Below are 17341 nucleotides of genomic sequence, written 5' to 3' on the forward strand. Positions count from 1 at the left end.
ATTCACACAAAAAAGATTTAGCTACGAACTAAGTAATCTGCCTTTCCTACCCATTTATAACTAGTGAGTTCTTCAAGACCCATTGGACCACGTGCATGTAGTTTTTGTGTTGACACCGCAACCTCCGCCCCCAAACCAAATTGAGCGCCATCTGTAAAACGAGTCGATGCGTTGACATAGACTGCAGCTGAATCTACTGAGTTAATAAATCGCTCAGCATTTTCTAGGCTATTAGTCATAATAGCATCTGAATGACTAGCATTATGAACCCGCATATGCTCAATCGCTTCAGTAAGATCGTCAACGACTTTCACGCCTAAGGTATAATTCAACCATTCAGTATCAAAATCGCCTTCAGTACTGTTGCGGATATTTTCAGCACCGTCGAGCAATACCTTTGCTTGAGGCTCAGCAACAAAAGTTACTTTACTCTGTATTCGTTGCTTTAAATTGGAAAAAAACTCAGCAGCAACACTACGGTGAACTAACAATGTATCTAAGGCATTGCATGCAGATGGGCGCTGAATCTTGGCATTTTCGACCACATTTAATGATTTTTCCAAATCAGCACTTTCATCAACAAAAATATGACTGATGCCAAAGCCACCAATAATGACAGGAATAGAGCTATTTTCTTTGCACATTTTATGTAGACCAGCACCACCTCGTGGAATAATCATGTCAACATAATCATCAAGTTTCAAAAGCTGAGACACTAACTCTCTATCTGGTTTTTCAATATATTGAACCGAAGCCGCTGGTAGCTTAGCCCTTTCAAGAGCTGATTGAATGACTTTAACCAGCTGCATATTGGAAAAAAACGTTTCTTTCCCACCACGGAGAATACTCGCATTACCTGTTTTCAGGCATAAGGAAGCAATATCAATAGTAACATTCGGACGTGCTTCATAAATAACACCAACAACCCCCAGCGGTACACGCCGGCGAGCCAAAGACATACCGTTTTCCAATACTTTACTGTCAATTTCGCTTCCAACAGGGTCATCGAGTTTGATAACATTTCTGACATCATTTGCCATTGCAATTAACCGAGCTTCAGTGAGTAACAGACGATCTAGCAATGCATCTGTCATCCCCGACTCTCTACCAAGCTCAATATCTTTTGCATTTGCTGCTAGAATATCTTCACAATTGTCTTCTAGTTCATCAGCAATAAAAGCCAAAGCTTGATTCTTTTGTGTTGTTGATGCGTTGACTAGTTGAAATGCAGCTTGCTTTGCAGCTTCACCTATAGAAATCAGTTCCACTCTTATTACCTCATTATTCTTGAATAACGACCATATCATCTCGGTGCAATACTTCACTACCATAGTCGTAGCCCAAAATGCCTAAAATATCTTTACTGTGTTTGCCGATGATCCTAGTCATATCCTGACTAGAATAACTCGAAATACCGCGAGCGATTAACACTCCCTTCTGGTCGGTAATTCTAACCACCTCTCCGCGAGAAAATTCACCGATCACTCCAATCACACCTTTGGCCAATAGGCTGCTACCTCGAGACAAAACGGCTTTCATTGCTCCGTCGTCAATTACAATATCACCTGACGCAGCTGGCCCGGCTAAAATCCAGCGTTTACGACTTTCCAAAGCCTCTTCAATAGGTAGAAAACGGGTGCCTTGCGGCTCAACACTAAGAGAGTCAAACACCACATTAGGTGCACTACCGGCAGCAATAATCACCTCAATCCCAGCACGGCGAGCAATATCGGCGGCTTGCAGCTTGGTTGCCATTCCGCCAGTACCCAAGGTAGTCCCGCTATCACCCGCTATCTTTCGTAGCGTATCATCAATTGTTTTTACTTCTTTAATCAACTCAGCATTAGGATCTTTACGTGGGTCTGCTGTAAACAACCCCTTTTGATCTGTGAGTAATAAAAGCTTGTCAGCACTACATAAAATGCCAACAAGAGCGGAAAGATTATCATTATCTCCGACTTTGATTTCACTTGTCGCAACGGCATCATTTTCGTTTACGATAGGAACAATATCATTACTAACCAAAGCGTTAATAGTATCTCGAGCATTTAGAAAGCGTTCACGGTCTTCCAAATCAGCACGAGTTAACAGCATTTGACCAATTTTGATGCCATAAATACCAAACAATGCTTCCCAAGTTTGGATAAGTTGACTTTGACCGACTGCGGCAAGAAGCTGCTTGTTCGCCATGGAATTAGCTAGTGTGGGATAATCTAAGTGTTCTCGCCCAGCTGCTATAGCCCCTGAAGAAACTATTACGACAGAGTGACCTTGCTTTTTTAATTCTGAACATTGCCTTGCTAACTCTACCATGTGAGATCTATCTAGCGCCGATGTACCACCAGTTAATACACTGGTACCTAATTTAATAACAACGGTTTGACGACTCGCAACATGTGCGCATTTTTGATTCATTGTCTATCTGCTATGAAAATTAAAATAGTCTATTCACTAGGGTCTGTTGTCCCTAGCTAAGCAATCAAGTTGATTGATCACTGCTAGTTGTTCTGAACATAGTGTTGTAACAATCAAAGCAGAAATTAACAAGCAGAAAAGGCGCTACTTAGCGCCTTTTTTAATCTAAAAACTTATTAAAAGATTTATTTAAACAAATTCAGTAGATTCTTTATGAAAGTCAAGAGTCATACCAAATTGAGTAGCAAGAGTATCGATAAGCTTTTTATGAAAACCTTCTTGAGTACGGTAGACTTCCGCAATTGCTTTTTTAGGTAGCTTCTCGTCCATCCAGTCTCCTTGGGCATCATATAAACCAATGCAATATTTTGCCTCGAATGCTTCCCCCTCTTGCTCTAGTTCTAACCACCACCCCCAAAACTCTCGTTCTTCTGGTGATTTCTTGTCATTAACGCACACAGAAAGACAATCGAACAAATATTTACCTTGTTCACATTGTGCCTCTCTTAGATAAGGGCCAATTGCTTTTAGCGTAGATAGTAAACGGTAATGGGTTGGATTTTTTGGCTGTTCAGACATAATGAATCTCCATATTCAATATCTGTTGTAATTATGATGAGCAAAAATCAGGACCACTTTGTTTGGGCATTGCCCATATATAAGTGTTGACTAATTTATGTGTTTTGTCATCTAATTAACTCATCCTCCAACCATTTGATCGCCAAATCGAGGGATTGCTCATACCCCTGTGTAATTGTTTTTGCGCTGATTTTCTTTGCTTTTCCATAGTCGCTAAATAATGCAACTAACTGATTATCACTATGGGGAGAGACAGGATCATTTTCTAAACTCATCGCTAAAATAGGAACTTTGGTTTTGCGACTCGACAGTATGCCCTGAACTTTAAGCGACCAAGCCATGAGTTGTCCTGCTAAACTATTAATATCCACTGCATTTTTACCGAGACGAGAAGCCAGAACATCAAGGTACATCTTAGGCATTTTTTTCAATTTCTCTGGCGAGGAAAGAACATCATGAATTGGAGCTCCCAAACTGACACAAGCTTTCAGTTTGTCTTGCTCAACAAATGAAAGCCTCACCATCGCATTGCCTCCAAAACGAAAACCTAACAAACCCACTCTATGATGATCCACCCATGGAATATGAAACAGTTCATTAAGAACAACTTGATGTAAGCGAGAGGTATCTTCAGTCAATGACCAATGATTGTTATGTCCTATTGAAGGCATATCAACAGTCAACATCGCAATATTTTTTGCCGCTAGGTGATTTCGAAAAAGCTTCCATAGATCCGTTTGTAGGCTATCCAATCCAGCACTGACCATGACAACAGGCTGCGGTTTGTCTGTACTAGTTAAATGTAAATGAGCAATAATACGTTTATTTTGAAATGGAATTTCTAATTTTTTAACTATATATTGTGTTTTTTTGGCGGCTTCTGAGTAAGCATTGCTAGCAAGAACCTGAGCTTGAGATGCTAAGTTGTCATTCTTAAGATGAGGATAACCTGCAATACTAAAACACAAAGACGCATTAAATAACTCATCAGCAGCGTCTTCACCCTCAAGTTCATTAGAACGTTTGGTATGCAACATACCCAATTTAGTCCACTCGTAAGTCCAGTTCCCGCTATGATATCCCATCACAGTATCGAGCCATTCATCATGGCTCCTCGAATGCTTGGAAAAAGCTATTTTAGCTAAAACAGCTTCAGCTTCTATTGGATCGACACCTTGCCATGTCCACTGCATTCGCTGCATATTTCGATACCATTTAGAACCGTCTAACTCACGCTTATCATCCAGTATTTTCTGACTACTTGGCATATAGTGAGTAAGTGAAGACGTTTCTTTGGCTTGCTTGTGATTGGTGAACAGTGTTTCTGATAGGTTTTTGCTCACTTCTTCAGACATAACATGGCCTAATCATAAAATTTCCTGCATTGTATACTTGAGTAGCGTTAAAAATCAGCTTTGAATTGTCGTTTAATATACAAGCTAACACTAGGCTACGTATGTATGAGCACTATGGCTAAATACGGCTGAAAACAAAAGTGATCCTCTAAGGACCACTTCACTTTCAACCATTGATTTAAACAACTGTTCTCATCGAGAACCGTTGTTTTAGTTTGGCTACAGCAGATTACTTCTGCTTGCGATTAATTGGTTCTACATACTGGATTGCCATATCCCAAGGTTGCTCAATCCAAGTTTCTTGTTCAATATCTACAACATAATCATCAAGAAGAAGGGCACCAGATGGTTTAGCACAAACGGCAATAAGCTTAGCTCTTGGGTAAAGTTCCCGTAGCTTTCGTGCAGTATCTCCACTATCAACTAAATCTTCAATTATTAGGTAACCCTCACCATCTCCCTCCGGTGCTTTGAGTACACTCATGTCACGCTGATGATCATGATCGTAGCTAGAAATACAAATGGTGTCGACATAACGAATACCAAGCTCGCGAGCTAAAATAGCGCCAGGTACAAGACCACCTCGACTCACTGCCCATATTCCTTTCCACTGGTCAGCTGGCATTTGCTTTTCAGCGAGCTCTCGACAGTAGGCATGCATTTGATCCCACGTAATAATGAACTTCTTAGTCATTGTAATAACCCAATTATTTGACCGTTTATCCTACTGTTAATAGTGAGATAATCCGTATTAAAACCGCTAAGCAAATATATATTTTAGGATAAAGATTATCGACATAACCCAGACACTAAGAGAAACATCTCGACCTTTACCACTACATAACTTTATTGCAGCATAAGCAATAAAACCCAAAGAAATGCCTTCAGCAATCGAGAAAGTCAAAGGCATAAGAAGACAGGTAACAACAACGGGGGCAGCTTCTGTCAAATCACGCCAGTCAATACTCGCTAAACCTGATAACATCAAAATAGCTACATAAAACAATGCACCAGCCGTCGCATAAGCTGGAATCATCCCCGCCAACGGTGAAAAGAATAAAGCAAGTAGAAATAAAATACCAACGACAACAGCCGTTAAACCCGTTCGCCCACCAGCAGCAACACCAGATACACTCTCAATATACGATGTGGTATTTGATGTACCGAGTAATGCGCCTACAGATGTAGCCGTTGAATCAGCTAATAAAGCTTTGCTCAAGCGGGGAATTTTGCCATCTTTATCCATTAAACCTGCTTTCTGTGTAACACCAACCAAGGTTCCCGCGGTATCAAACAAATCAACAAATAAGAAAGCAAAAACGACCGAAATCATCCCAACTTCAAACACAGCAGAAAAATCGAGTTGTAAGAAAGTTGGCGCAATACTCGGTGGAGCCGACATAATGCCTGCCCATTGTATATCACCAAAAGCTAAGCCTAAGCCAGTAACAACCAAAATAGCAATCATGACGGCACCTTTTACACCTCGATTAACTAAAGCAATTGTCAAGAAAAAACCCACAGAGGCTAAGACTGCTGGTAGAGATGTTATGGCTCCTAAGGATACTAAAGTCGCTGGGTTATCAACCACAATGCCTGCATTCTTTAATGCGATAAAAGCCAGAAACAGCCCAATACCTGCAGAGATACCAGTGCGAAGTGACAGAGGTATAGAATGTATGATCCACTCACGAATTTTAAACACACTCAATAGAATGAAGAGCAGACCAGAAACAAACACCGCGGCTAAAGCAACTTGCCATGTATAGCCCATGCCAAGAACAACAGCATAAGTAAAGAAGGCATTCAGTCCCATACCTGGCGCTTGTGCTATAGGATAATTTGCAACAAAACCCATAATAAAACAACCGATGGCAGCCGCAAGACACGTCGCTACAAATACGGCACCGTGATCCATGCCTGCATCGGCTAAAATTGCAGGGTTAACAAAAATGATGTATGCCATGGTCAAGAAAGTCGTTAGACCAGCAATAATCTCAGTTTTTACGTTCGTACCGTATTCACTGAGCTTAAAAATTTTTTCGAACATAATCGAGTTCCAAAGGTGAGAAAGTAAACGGTTGCGTAATCGATTGGCGGAATTATAGAGTCTAATAATTTCAAATTCCAGATAGATTTGAGCTACAGTCGAGTATTCTATTGTTAGGGTATCAATTCGAATAACGTAACATCTTACTGATCAAGACAAAAATACCTTTGAGTTCAAAAGTTAATAAAAAACGCCACTCAAGTTGAATATCGATAGAGTCATATTAGTTCTTAATCAACTGCGATAAAATTCTAACTTAAAGAGTAAATGAGCTTAGTTTTTAAACATCAATGGCTGTTTAAAAACTAAGTTGTAGGTACAAATAGAATACACAATATGGCACGCATAGTAATTCTTTCATAACTATCGCCTTCTTAAAGAATTAAATTAGATATCAGCTAAAACGACTCATACATAAACAATAATTATCACTTCATCACACCTAACCTACATGGTATTTATGTGACGAAAAAATAAATTTTTGCTCACTTTTACTACTACACAACATCGGGTGGTGATATTCTCAGGAGTTAGAGTTCGTCGGCTAAACAAGCCTTGCACAATGGTGAGGTTTTAAAGTCATTTGCCAAAACTTTCCTCACCACAGTTAAGGAGTCATCTGTGTCTGAATTCCATTCTGCAATAAGCAACTTGTCACCTAGCCTTGTATGGCAGTTTTTCGACAAGATTTGCTCCATCCCACATCCTTCTAAACATGAGGAAGCACTAGCTCAGTACATAATAGGCTGGGCCAAAGAGCAGAACTTGGCCGTTCGAAGAGATACCGTGGGTAATGTATTTATCAAAAAACCTGCAACACCTGGTATGGAAAATAAGAAAGGGGTCGTACTGCAAGCCCATATTGATATGGTCCCGCAGAAAAATGAGGACACCGTCCATGATTTCACTAAGGATCCAATCCAGCCTTACATTGATGGCGAGTGGGTGACAGCGAAAGGCACAACGCTTGGTGCGGATAATGGCATGGGTATGGCGTCATGTTTATCTGTACTCGCTTCTAATGATATCAAGCATGGACCATTAGAAGTCTTGCTGACTATCGATGAAGAAGCAGGTATGACAGGTGCTTTTGGGCTGGAAGCTGGTTGGCTAGAAGGAGTGATCTTACTCAATACTGATTCCGAACAAGAAGGTGAAGTATACATGGGTTGCGCTGGTGGTGTTGATGGTGAAATAGCTTTCGACATTCAACGCGAAGCGATTCCCAATGGCTACACTACTCGTCAGCTTACCATGAAAGGTCTAAAGGGTGGGCACTCTGGCTGTGATATACATACCGGTCGAAGCAACGCCAACAAACTCGTTGCTCGCTTTCTTGCCGGTCACGCTCAAGAGTTAGATCTACGTTTGATTGAATTTCGTGGAGGAAGCCTTCGTAATGCCATCCCTCGTGAAGCTTTCGTGACCGTTGCTATACCTGCTGAAAATGAATCAAAGTTGGCAGACTTATTCAATGCATATACTAACCAAATACAGCAAGAGTTAGGAAAAACGGAAACCAGTATCATTTCTCTTAATCAAGAGATAGAGCCAACCGAAAAGGTGCTCTCCGTTGCCGACCAACAGCGCTTTATTGCAGCACTTAATGCATGCCCTAATGGGGTTATACGTATGAGTGATGAAATAGAAGGTGTGGTCGAAACGTCACTCAATGTGGGGGTTATCAGTACTGAAGCCAACACGATTAAGATACTTTGTCTTGTGCGCTCTTTAATCGACTCTGGTCGTAGTCAAGTAGAAAGCATACTTACCTCAATTGCAGAGCTTGCCAATGCTAGCATTGAATTTTCTGGAGCTTATCCAGGTTGGAAGCCAGACGCAGACTCGGAGATTATGTCCATTTTTCGCGAAATGTATCAAGGCATCTATGGCCATAAACCAAACATTATGGTTATCCACGCAGGTCTCGAATGTGGCTTATTTAAAAATCCTTATCCAAATATGGATATGGTCTCGTTTGGCCCGACCATAAAATTCCCCCACTCTCCAGATGAGAAAGTAAAAATAGATACAGTCGCGCTATATTGGGAGCAAATGGTAGCTTTGCTTGAAGCTATCCCAGAAAAAAACTAATCTGCGAAATTACCTCAGATACAACAGGGGCAAGTATTAAGCCCCTGTATATTCCTTATCATCTTGCCACAATGTCTAGCTTTCCGATAAAGCAGTGAAACCAACAACAGTGATAGATATTATTTGTCGTCACGATGAGTTTTTTCTGTTCGTCCAATTTCTCCAATATTGCTAGGATAGCAGCCTCATTTGAATAGACCATTAGCCAATCTTAATAAGCTTTTTGTCATAATAAACAATTTGTTAAAATTTTTGTTTGATCAATGGTTGAGGTTAAACTGTGATAAAAAATAAAATGGTGGTTGGTTGGCGAGAAACCATTAACCTTCCAGAACTTGGAATAGCCCAAATTAACGCCAAAGTTGACACTGGTGCGCGTACTTCATGTCTGCATACCTTTAAAACGAAAAAGTTTGAGAAGCAAAATGCTTCTTGGGTTCGATTTTGGATTCACCCGAGACAACGAAGTACAGAAGAAACCATCATCTGTGAGGCCCCTATTATTGACGAGCGACTAGTAAGAGACTCTGGAGGGCATGAAGAGTCTCGCTACGTCATTGAATCCATTTGCTCACTCGGAGGGCAAACTTGGCCAATAGAAATTACTCTCACCAATCGTGAAAACATGTCATTTCGCATGCTTTTGGGACGAATTGCAATGCGAGAGCGCATCATAGTTGATCCGAGCAAATCATATTTAATACCTTTCAAGGAATGAGCTCAATGAAAATTGGAATTCTATCGCGTAATGCACACTTGTATTCGAATCAACGCTTAATTGAAGCTGCGCAAAACCGAGGTCATGAAGTCAAGGTTATTGATGCCTTGCGCTGTTATATGAATATCAACTCGGATAAGCCACAAATCCACTTCAAAGGAGAAGAGTTATCGGGATTTGACGCTATTATTCCTAGAATTGGTGCTTCGGTGACCTTTTATGGTACAGCCGTGCTACGTCAATTTGAAATGATGGGCGTATATCCAGTCAACGAATCAGTAGCAATCACTCGTTCACGTGACAAACTTCGTTCGATGCAGCTGTTATCGCGCAAAGGTGTAGGGATGCCGATCACAGGATTCGCGAGTAAACCTGATGATGTTAAAGATCTGCTGGAAATGGTTGGTGGTACCCCAGTAGTTATCAAGCTTCTTGAGGGTACACAAGGCATTGGAGTCGTTTTGGCAGAAACACGTAAAGCGGCTGAAAGTGTAATTGAAGCTTTTATGGGGCTCAAGGCAAACATTATGGTTCAGGAATACATCAAAGAAGCTGAAGGAGCCGACGTTCGCTGCTTTGTTATCGGAGACAAAGTAATAGCAGCAATGAAACGTCAGGGTGCTGAGGGCGAATTTCGCTCTAACCTGCATCGCGGTGGCAGTGCATCTTTAACAAAAATCACACCACAAGAACGCCGAACCGCAATCGCAGCAGCTAAAATAATGGGACTGAATGTTGCTGGCGTCGACCTACTAAGATCTTCTAGAGGCCCATTGGTGATGGAAGTCAATTCCTCACCGGGTCTTGAAGGGATTGAGGCGGCTACCGGAAAAGACATCGCTGGAATGATAATAGAATTTATCCAAAAGAATGCAGCAAGTAAAAGGACAAAAACCCGTGGCAAAGGCTAAAAAAAATCGCGTATTTGAGTTTCTCAGTCATTCAATACTCCCCGGTGAGAGAAAGGTCATTGAATTGGAGGCGGCAAAACTCTACACACATTCCCCTCTATCGATCACTGTTGAAATAATCAACGGAAGATTGGCGGGGCCTGTTCTTATGGTGAATGCAGCAATCCATGGTGATGAGCTTAACGGTGTTGAGATTGTTCGCCAGCTCATAGACACCATAGAGATCGACAAACTCAAAGGCACACTCATTGCAGTCCCTATCGTTAATGTATTTGGTTTCATTCACAAATCACGTTACCTTCCCGATAGGCGAGATCTCAACCGTTGTTTCCCTGGAAGTGAAAAAGGCTCTTTAGCCTCTCGGATGGCTTACACTTTTTTTTCTCATTTGGCAAAACGTTGCGATTACATTATTGATCTACACACAGGCTCAATACATAGGACTAACTTACCACAAGTCCGTGCCAACTTGACTAACATAGATACTCTTCGCATCGCTCAGGCCTTCGCTACCCCCGTTATTATTGATGCCCCTTTGCGCCCTGGCTCATTGCGCAGCGAAGCTGAGCAACTCAATATCCCAGTTCTAACTTATGAAGCAGGGGAAGCACTACGCTTTGAACCCATATGTATTAACGCGGGATTTTTAGGGGTTAAGCGTGTTATGCAGGCTATTGGTATGCTTAGAAAAAGTCGAAAAAGCTTGCCATCCTCGGTGATAGCAAAATCAACCAACTGGCTAAGGGCAGAAAGTAATGGCATTCTAAGAACCGTAGTCACATTAGGAGAAAAAGTTACTCGTGGGCAGATACTCGCCTACATTAGCGCCCCACTGGGTCATAGTGAGATCGCATTAAAAGCGCGCAAAGGAGGGATTGTGATAGGGCAACAGACGTTACCGCTGGTCAATGAAGGCGATGCCATCTTTCACCTCGCCTATTTTGAAGAAGATGATCAAGAAGTAGAGCAAGTTGTAGGGGACTTTATCGACGAGGTCTCAGATGCGGATCTAGAACCTCTCACTACAGGCCAAATCACCCAACCAAATTGATAAACACCTCATACAACATGAGGTGTTTTATTTTGTTCTTTTAACTGAATGACGCCCAAATAACTGTGGTCACTAAAATAGGGCAAACAAACTTAACATAGAGTGGCCAAAATTTTCCAAACCAACCTAAAGTAAACTCTGGGTAACCCTGTTCTAATTCTTTGATTTTGGAGTGGCGATTCCAAACCCAACCACCAAATACACAAAACAAAAGTGCAGCAACAGGCTGAAGGTATTGGGTTGCTGCTGTTGCAACTAATCCAAACAAACTGCCAAAATTGAATACTATTACTGTACTAAATAACGCAATCAGACCACCTAGAACCCAACTAGTCGTACTGCGCTTGGTTTTAAATCTCTCGCCAACTAAAGCAACTGGGCATTCTAACATCGAAATAGAGGATGTTAACGCCGCAATTGTCAATAAAGTAAAGAACACTATCGCAAATAACTGCCCCAACAAACCTAAGCTATCAAACATCAAAGGAAGAACAGTAAATACCAGTGTATCCGAGCTCAGTAGGGCACCATCTTCGGCATAGATCTGGACACCTTTATGCATAGCAACAAACATAGCAGGCATCACCACTAATCCAGCGATGAATGCCACCAAGGTATCAACAAGCGTAACGTGCATCGCCATCTTGGGTAGATTTTCTTTCTTACTGAGATAAGAACCATAAATAAGCATAGAACAGCCGCCAATGGTCAAGGAGAAGAAGCCTTGCCCCATAGCAGCCAAGATCAATTTACCATCCATTATCTTATTAAAATCGGGGACCAGATAATGCTGCAACCCTTCTGTTGCGCCAGTTTGAGTCATGATATAAACGAACAACAACCCAAAAAGAATAAATAGCGCAGGCATAAGACGAGTTGACCATTTTTCAATACCTTGCTTTACGCCACCTTGAACTATCAAGATTGTCAGCACATAAAAAACCAAAGTACCAAATAAATTGCGCTCGACACTAAAACCTTGCAGCCACTCTGTTGCCAATTCTAAACCTGCAACTTCAGTGATAGCACCTAAGAGAAAACATATAAGCCAGCCTCCAACAATACTGTAAAAGGCGAGCACCAAACTGGGTACACTCAAACCAATCCAGCCAACCATAGCACCAAACTTTTTCATTGTTTGGTTAGACGTTAGGGAACGCATACTATCGACTGGGTTAGCTTGCCCATGACGGCCAATAGCCATCTCAACAACAAGCATCGGAAAAGCAACGGTCAAAATCATGATTAGGTAGACGAGTAAGAAGGCCCCTCCCCCATTACTTGCTGCCTGTGTAGGAAAACCCCATATATTACCTAACCCAACAGCAGCGCCTGCCGCCGCTAAAATAAAGCCTAAACGAGAGCCAAAGTGCTCCCGAGATTCGAAGTTGTCTGTGGGTGTCATACGACCTTAAGTACCGCATCTATAAACTAGTTGGCTAGTACGATATTACAATCTTTCATTACACTCCAGAGATATAAGGTACTAATCATTACTTACTCAGAAAAAAACACATCACAGAACGTAAATAATTCTTTACAAAAATAATTACTCTATCAATAAGTATCTAATTAAATAGAAAAAGAATGGCGTATACATCAAGAGCGCCTAAAAGCGCTCTATCAAAAATATCTAACTCATAGTTTCAGGTGCAAGTTAAATAGTAAATACCTGATAATCTTGAAGCTGTGGGATTATCTGATGCAGTTCTTTTTCTTCTTGGGCAAGATCATCCAAAGAGTCACAAAACTCTTGGCTTTGCTTCTCTACTTCTCCAGCATGCTTTTTGAGTCGAGTCGCTATCCGCTCCTTAAGCTCACTCATAGTTTCAGCCATTTGAGTCAGGTTAATCCCATCTTCAGCTTTCATTTTCTCAGACATCGCCGTGAAAGCACTCGATATAAACTCTTGATTAAAAAGTTTTTTTGCATTTTCAAAGTCTTGAGACCAAGTTTCGCTTAAAGACGAAAAAGTATCTGCTGGTAGAATTAAATCTCCTTCTTTGTAGTACCTTTGTTCAATGTCGGCGTAGAACTCTTGCATCGATGCTTTAACACTTTCAAACGCATCTGGCGCATCAAAACTTCTACCTACATCATCTATGATATCGTTTGCAAGCGTGAGTCCATCACGAGCAATTTTTTTCGCGCGCGGAAGGTAGTCATTCAAATGAGCACGATAGTCTGAGATTGCCTGTTTTTGTTCAGGCTCTAGAACCACTTCCTTCCCTTCAATCAACAGTCTGTTATCCGAATCAACCACTGCTGTATTACCACTTTCCTGATGAATCTCTAGCCTCTCGCCATTTAGCTTAATATCGCTTTTTAAGTCGACTTTACATTGAGCAGCATTGACTTGGCTCACCATAATCAGCAGAGGTATCGTCAAAAACACTTGTTTCATTTTTATCTCGCTTTGTTGAATACTTCCAAACCGTATCAAACAATTTGCCGCCTTGCGTCAAATTATTGTATCGATTTGATAACTAAAACTTGCTTGGCCCACTTTATATTCAGCTTCATCACCGATAGATTTACCTTTTAGCGCCTGCCCAAGGGGAGAATTTAATGTCACTAGCATCACTCGTTGCTGCTGATAATCTACTTTTAAACCTCCCGCACATGGTGCTACAAAAAACCACTTAGGCTCATCATTGTCATCCAAAAGGCCAACCAAACTCCCAAGTGTCACAACTTCACTCTTTTGAGGTAACTGCAATTGTTTCATCTGGCTAAGCTCACGCTCACACTCTTCAACCCGCATAGCTTGGCCATGAGCTAAGTAAGAAGCTTCTAAAGCTAAAGTATCGTATTTATGCTCAGGAACCGTTTGTTCATCGGTTGCCGATTCAATCGCTCTTTGCGTCGCACTATGTGCTATAGACAAAGAATTCTCCATCTCTAGTAATATTGCTTGCCGTAGCTCAAACTTATTCATACTAAAACCATGTTCCTCAGCCAATATTCTCTCTAGAATACTATCTCAAGCACCATCCTCATACTGGTAATGGAAAATGCAGACTTCAAATACTCAAGAAATCATTTATACATGTTTGCAACAACGTTTTGGTTTTGAACAACTTAGGGAAGGCCAATATCAAGTCATTGAAAAGGTCTTAAACGGTAAGTCATGTGCTGCTATCTTTCCCACCGGCTCAGGAAAATCACTATGCTATCAGCTTTCGGCTTTATGCCTTCCTCATCTCACGCTAGTGATCTCGCCATTACTAGCCCTTATGAAAGATCAATTGTCATTTTTACACAATAAAGGAATCGAAGCCGCTTCACTCCATTCAGGTCAAAGTAAGCAAGAAATTCAAACAACAATGAACAATGTGCAAAATGGAGAGGTTAACATTTTGATGGTCTCCGTTGAAAGACTGAAAAACGAGCGCTTTCGCCAATTTTTGTCACAACAAAGCATCTCATTATTGGTGGTCGACGAGGCACATTGCATTTCAGAGTGGGGGCATAACTTTCGTCCTGATTATTTAAAGCTCCCCCAAATACAGCAGGAACTTTCTATACCTCAGGTATTGCTCTTAACCGCAACAGCAACACAAGCTGTGTTAAACGATATGGGCCATAAGTTTAATATTGATAAGGACGATATTACTGTCACTGGGTTTTATCGCCACAATCTAGATATTTCAATCCTTCCGTGTTCAGTTGAAGAAAAAAAATCTGCATTACTTTCTATTATTAATCAAAAGCCTAAGCTAACTACTATTGTTTACGTTACCCAACAAAATACCGCTGAGATAATTTCCAAGCTGTTGATCTCTGAGGGAATTGATACCATGGCATATCATGCTGGCCTAAAAAGTCATCAACGAGAAAATATCCAACACAAGTTTATGTCAGGTCAAACCAACTGCATCGTTGCAACCATTGCTTTTGGGATGGGGGTGGATAAATCAGATATTCGCCGAGTGATTCATTTTGATTTACCGAAGTCGATTGAAAATTATGCTCAGGAAATCGGCCGTGCTGGTCGAGATGGACACCCCTCGCAATGCCTATTACTGGCAAATGAAGAAGGAGTTTGTACACTAGAAAACTATATTTTTGGCGATACGCCTGAATATACAGAAATCCTCGACGTGATACAGCAAGCTACTTCATCAATACCTCAATGGGAAGTCGTCATTTCACGACTTTCAAACCAAAGCAACATTCGACAACTACCACTCAAAACCTTGCTAGTCTATATGGAATTGCAAGAGGTTATCAGTGCTCAATATATCTACTTCGCAGAATATCGATTTAAATTTCTGGTACCACAAAGTGAAATAATAACGCAATTTAATGGTGAAAGACGCGTATTTACTCAAGCGCTATTTGATAGTACTTCAAAAGCTAAAATATGGTGTCAGGTTGACTTTGACGAACTTTGGCATAACTACCAAGGTGAACGTAATAGAGCTATTTCCGCCCTCGATTACTTTCACCAGCAAGGTTGGATAGAACTAGAAAGTAAACTAATGACTGAAGTTTACCGAGTTAATGAAATCAAAACCTCTCCAGAGCAAATGGCTAATCAACTATCAGCCTTATTCAAAAACAAAGAGCACAGCGACATAGATCGTATTCATAATCTATTGCATCTATTTAAATCCAATCAGTGTCTAAATCATGCTCTGGCAAGCTATTTCTCTGATCTAAACGCCCCTAAACAATGCGGTCATTGCAGTGTCTGTCGAGGAGAAACTAAAGCTTGGCCCGAGAAAACTAATATAATTAATGGTTTAGAAGATATCGGCAGGTGGCTACAGGAACTCGAAAAAGTCTCGACATCATTATCAGATGCCATCAAAGCAAAATTTCTTTGTGGTATTACCATTCCATGGTTTACAAAAATAAAAGCGAAGAAGATGGTCGGGTTTGGTGAGCTTAGTAACTATCCATATCAACAAGTGCTTAATATGATAGCCTCACAAAATGATGTTCAGAAAAAGCTTAATTGCTGATTGTCTTCTTCCGGTTTGAGCATAACACTCAAGCCTAACAAGCGAATCTCTCTGCCCTTTTGTCGCTTAAGAATGTCCCGAAGTAGTACTTTAAAATAGCCTAGATCTAACTCTGGGTGAATATGCTCAATAGTTGTCTGCTGAAAATCTGCAAACTTCACCTTAACACTTTGTTTTAATATTGATTTTTCTTGGGATACTTTTGCCAGCCTAATTTCAAGTTGAGGAAATAATTTATTCTCAATCACATGCCAACACTGCTCAAAAGTCATAATGTTTTGACTAAATGTACTTTCAACTCCTACAGATTTTCGCTCACGCTCGACCACTACAGGACGATTATCAATACCATGACTTTTACTCCATAACGCAGCACCGAGGCGACCAAAATCTAAAAGCAAGCTACGATAATCACTCTTTTTAACATCCAAACACGTAAACAAGCCTGCTTTGTGCAATTTGCCCAAACTTACTCGACCAACTCCAGGGATTTTTTCTAGTGGAAGCTTGTCTACTTCTAGCTGTAAACGACTTGGCGAAATCACATATTGACCATTTGGCTTATTTAAATCTGAAGCAACCTTGGCTAAGAATTTAATTGGAGCAACACCCGCTGATGCAGTAAGGTTTAACTCCTGAAAAATATCATTTCGAATAGCTTGTGCTATTAAAGTCGCAGAACCTTGATATAATTGGCATTCCGTCACATCTAAGTACGCTTCATCTAAAGACAAAGGCTCAATAAGAGACGTATAACGAGAAAAAATACCTCGAATATGCTGGGAGATTTGCTTGTACTCCGGCATACGACCAGGCACTACGATAAGGCTCGGGCATAACTTAAGTGCTTTCCCTGTTGGCATTGCACTTCTAATACCGTATTTTCGCGCTTCATAATTACAGGTACTTATCACCCCTCTTTGCTTTTCACGCCCCCCGACGGCTAAAGGTCGGTCACGATAGCTTGGATTATCACGCATCTCAACCGCAGCATAAAAGCAATCCATATCAATATGGATAATTTTTCTTACCCTAGTTTGATCCATAAACAACAACGAATACTGTATAAAAAACCAGTATAATAATTATTCGCTTTAACGCCAAGGATAAATTACAGTTTTGCTTTCAGATAATCGCTTTAGGCTAAGTAGGAAACTCAGCTATTACTTGAGAAAATCTAAATGGATTTTATGTAGAT

General features: G+C 40.9%; 15 protein-coding genes. 5 read left to right on the forward strand and 10 right to left on the reverse strand.

Annotation, left to right across the window (positions count from 1 at the left end; all coding sequences use genetic code 11):
• Positions 1–17: 17 nt before the first annotated feature.
• From KO511_RS07445 to KO511_RS07470, 6 genes are all read right to left on the reverse strand, one after another.
• On the reverse strand, positions 18–1268 hold the full coding sequence (locus tag KO511_RS07445) for a glutamate-5-semialdehyde dehydrogenase (RefSeq protein ID WP_215986821.1): 1251 nt from the start codon (positions 1266–1268) through the stop codon (positions 18–20).
• Between the two features lie 13 nt (positions 1269–1281).
• Positions 1282–2415 (reverse strand): glutamate 5-kinase, encoded by a 1134-nt coding sequence (proB, locus tag KO511_RS07450; protein WP_215986822.1) that lies wholly within the window; start codon positions 2413–2415, stop codon positions 1282–1284.
• Between the two features lie 189 nt (positions 2416–2604).
• Complete coding sequence (gene crl, locus KO511_RS07455; protein ID WP_125321870.1) at positions 2605–2994, reverse strand: sigma factor-binding protein Crl; 390 nt, start codon at positions 2992–2994, stop codon at positions 2605–2607.
• Between the two features lie 107 nt (positions 2995–3101).
• Positions 3102–4349, reverse strand: a complete 1248-nt coding sequence (frsA, locus tag KO511_RS07460) for an esterase FrsA (protein ID WP_215986823.1) — start codon at positions 4347–4349, stop codon at positions 3102–3104.
• Positions 4350–4578: 229 nt separating this feature from the next.
• A complete protein-coding gene (tet(34), locus tag KO511_RS07465; protein ID WP_215986824.1) occupies positions 4579–5043 on the reverse strand; it encodes an oxytetracycline resistance phosphoribosyltransferase domain-containing protein Tet(34) in 465 nt (154 codons plus the stop codon).
• A 66-nt stretch (positions 5044–5109) separates the two neighbouring features.
• A complete protein-coding gene (locus KO511_RS07470; protein WP_215986825.1) occupies positions 5110–6399 on the reverse strand; it encodes an NCS2 family permease in 1290 nt (429 codons plus the stop codon).
• A 621-nt stretch (positions 6400–7020) separates the two neighbouring features.
• Here KO511_RS07470 and KO511_RS07475 point away from each other — a divergent pair.
• The 4 genes from KO511_RS07475 (at position 7021) to KO511_RS07490 (ending at position 11173) form a co-directional block, all read left to right on the forward strand.
• Entirely contained in the window at positions 7021–8493 is a 1473-nt protein-coding gene (locus KO511_RS07475; RefSeq protein ID WP_215986826.1) for an aminoacyl-histidine dipeptidase, read from the forward strand.
• 283 nt (positions 8494–8776) lie between these two features.
• Complete coding sequence (locus KO511_RS07480; protein WP_215986871.1) at positions 8777–9211, forward strand: ATP-dependent zinc protease family protein; 435 nt, start codon at positions 8777–8779, stop codon at positions 9209–9211.
• Positions 9212–9216: 5 nt separating this feature from the next.
• On the forward strand, positions 9217–10122 hold the full coding sequence (gene rimK, locus KO511_RS07485) for a 30S ribosomal protein S6--L-glutamate ligase (protein WP_215986827.1): 906 nt from the start codon (positions 9217–9219) through the stop codon (positions 10120–10122).
• Positions 10082–11173 carry a succinylglutamate desuccinylase/aspartoacylase family protein gene (locus tag KO511_RS07490; RefSeq protein ID WP_215986828.1) on the forward strand — a complete coding sequence of 364 codons (1092 nt, stop codon included), beginning with the start codon at positions 10082–10084 and terminating at the stop codon, positions 11171–11173. Before rimK ends, KO511_RS07490 begins: the two co-directional genes overlap by 41 nt.
• 40 nt (positions 11174–11213) lie before the next feature.
• Here KO511_RS07490 and KO511_RS07495 read toward each other — a convergent pair whose 3' ends face one another.
• The 3 genes from KO511_RS07495 to KO511_RS07505 form a co-directional block, all read right to left on the reverse strand.
• Positions 11214–12578, reverse strand: coding sequence for a sodium-dependent transporter (locus tag KO511_RS07495; protein WP_215986829.1), 1365 nt, complete (start codon positions 12576–12578; stop codon positions 11214–11216).
• A gap of 252 nt (positions 12579–12830) precedes the next feature.
• Entirely contained in the window at positions 12831–13577 is a 747-nt protein-coding gene (locus tag KO511_RS07500) for a YggN family protein (RefSeq protein WP_215986830.1), read from the reverse strand.
• 57 nt (positions 13578–13634) lie between these two features.
• Positions 13635–14111, reverse strand: a complete 477-nt coding sequence (locus KO511_RS07505) for a GreA/GreB family elongation factor (protein WP_215986831.1) — start codon at positions 14109–14111, stop codon at positions 13635–13637.
• Between the two features lie 76 nt (positions 14112–14187).
• Between KO511_RS07505 and KO511_RS07510 the strand changes: the two genes are divergently transcribed.
• The gene (locus KO511_RS07510; RefSeq protein WP_215986832.1) at positions 14188–16143 is read left to right on the forward strand and encodes a RecQ family ATP-dependent DNA helicase; all 1956 of its coding nucleotides are present in this window, start codon (positions 14188–14190) and stop codon (positions 16141–16143) included.
• Here KO511_RS07510 and dinB read toward each other — a convergent pair.
• Positions 16122–17189, reverse strand: a complete 1068-nt coding sequence (dinB, locus tag KO511_RS07515) for a DNA polymerase IV (protein WP_215986833.1) — start codon at positions 17187–17189, stop codon at positions 16122–16124. The genes KO511_RS07510 and dinB overlap by 22 nt on opposite strands.
• Positions 17190–17341: the final 152 nt, after the last annotated feature.

The organism is Vibrio hepatarius (assembly GCF_018860525.1).
Lineage (GTDB): Bacteria > Pseudomonadota > Gammaproteobacteria > Enterobacterales > Vibrionaceae > Vibrio > Vibrio hepatarius_B.

Bases quoted from the DNA above. Each gene is read 5' to 3' on its own strand.
- proB (WP_215986822.1), bottom strand. From the start codon at position 2,415: ATGAATCAAAAATGCGCACATGTTGCGAGTCGTCAAACCGTTGTTATT.
- crl (WP_125321870.1), bottom strand. From the start codon at position 2,994: ATGTCTGAACAGCCAAAAAATCCAACCCATTACCGTTTACTATCTACG.
- frsA (WP_215986823.1), bottom strand. From the start codon at position 4,349: ATGTCTGAAGAAGTGAGCAAAAACCTATCAGAAACACTGTTCACCAAT.
- KO511_RS07470 (WP_215986825.1), bottom strand. From the start codon at position 6,399: ATGTTCGAAAAAATTTTTAAGCTCAGTGAATACGGTACGAACGTAAAA.
- rimK (WP_215986827.1), top strand. From the start codon at position 9,217: ATGAAAATTGGAATTCTATCGCGTAATGCACACTTGTATTCGAATCAA.
- KO511_RS07490 (WP_215986828.1), top strand. From the start codon at position 10,082: ATGCAGCAAGTAAAAGGACAAAAACCCGTGGCAAAGGCTAAAAAAAAT.
- KO511_RS07495 (WP_215986829.1), bottom strand. From the start codon at position 12,578: ATGACACCCACAGACAACTTCGAATCTCGGGAGCACTTTGGCTCTCGT.
- KO511_RS07500 (WP_215986830.1), bottom strand. From the start codon at position 13,577: ATGAAACAAGTGTTTTTGACGATACCTCTGCTGATTATGGTGAGCCAA.
- KO511_RS07505 (WP_215986831.1), bottom strand. From the start codon at position 14,111: ATGAATAAGTTTGAGCTACGGCAAGCAATATTACTAGAGATGGAGAAT.
- KO511_RS07510 (WP_215986832.1), top strand. From the start codon at position 14,188: ATGCAGACTTCAAATACTCAAGAAATCATTTATACATGTTTGCAACAA.
- dinB (WP_215986833.1), bottom strand. From the start codon at position 17,189: ATGGATCAAACTAGGGTAAGAAAAATTATCCATATTGATATGGATTGC.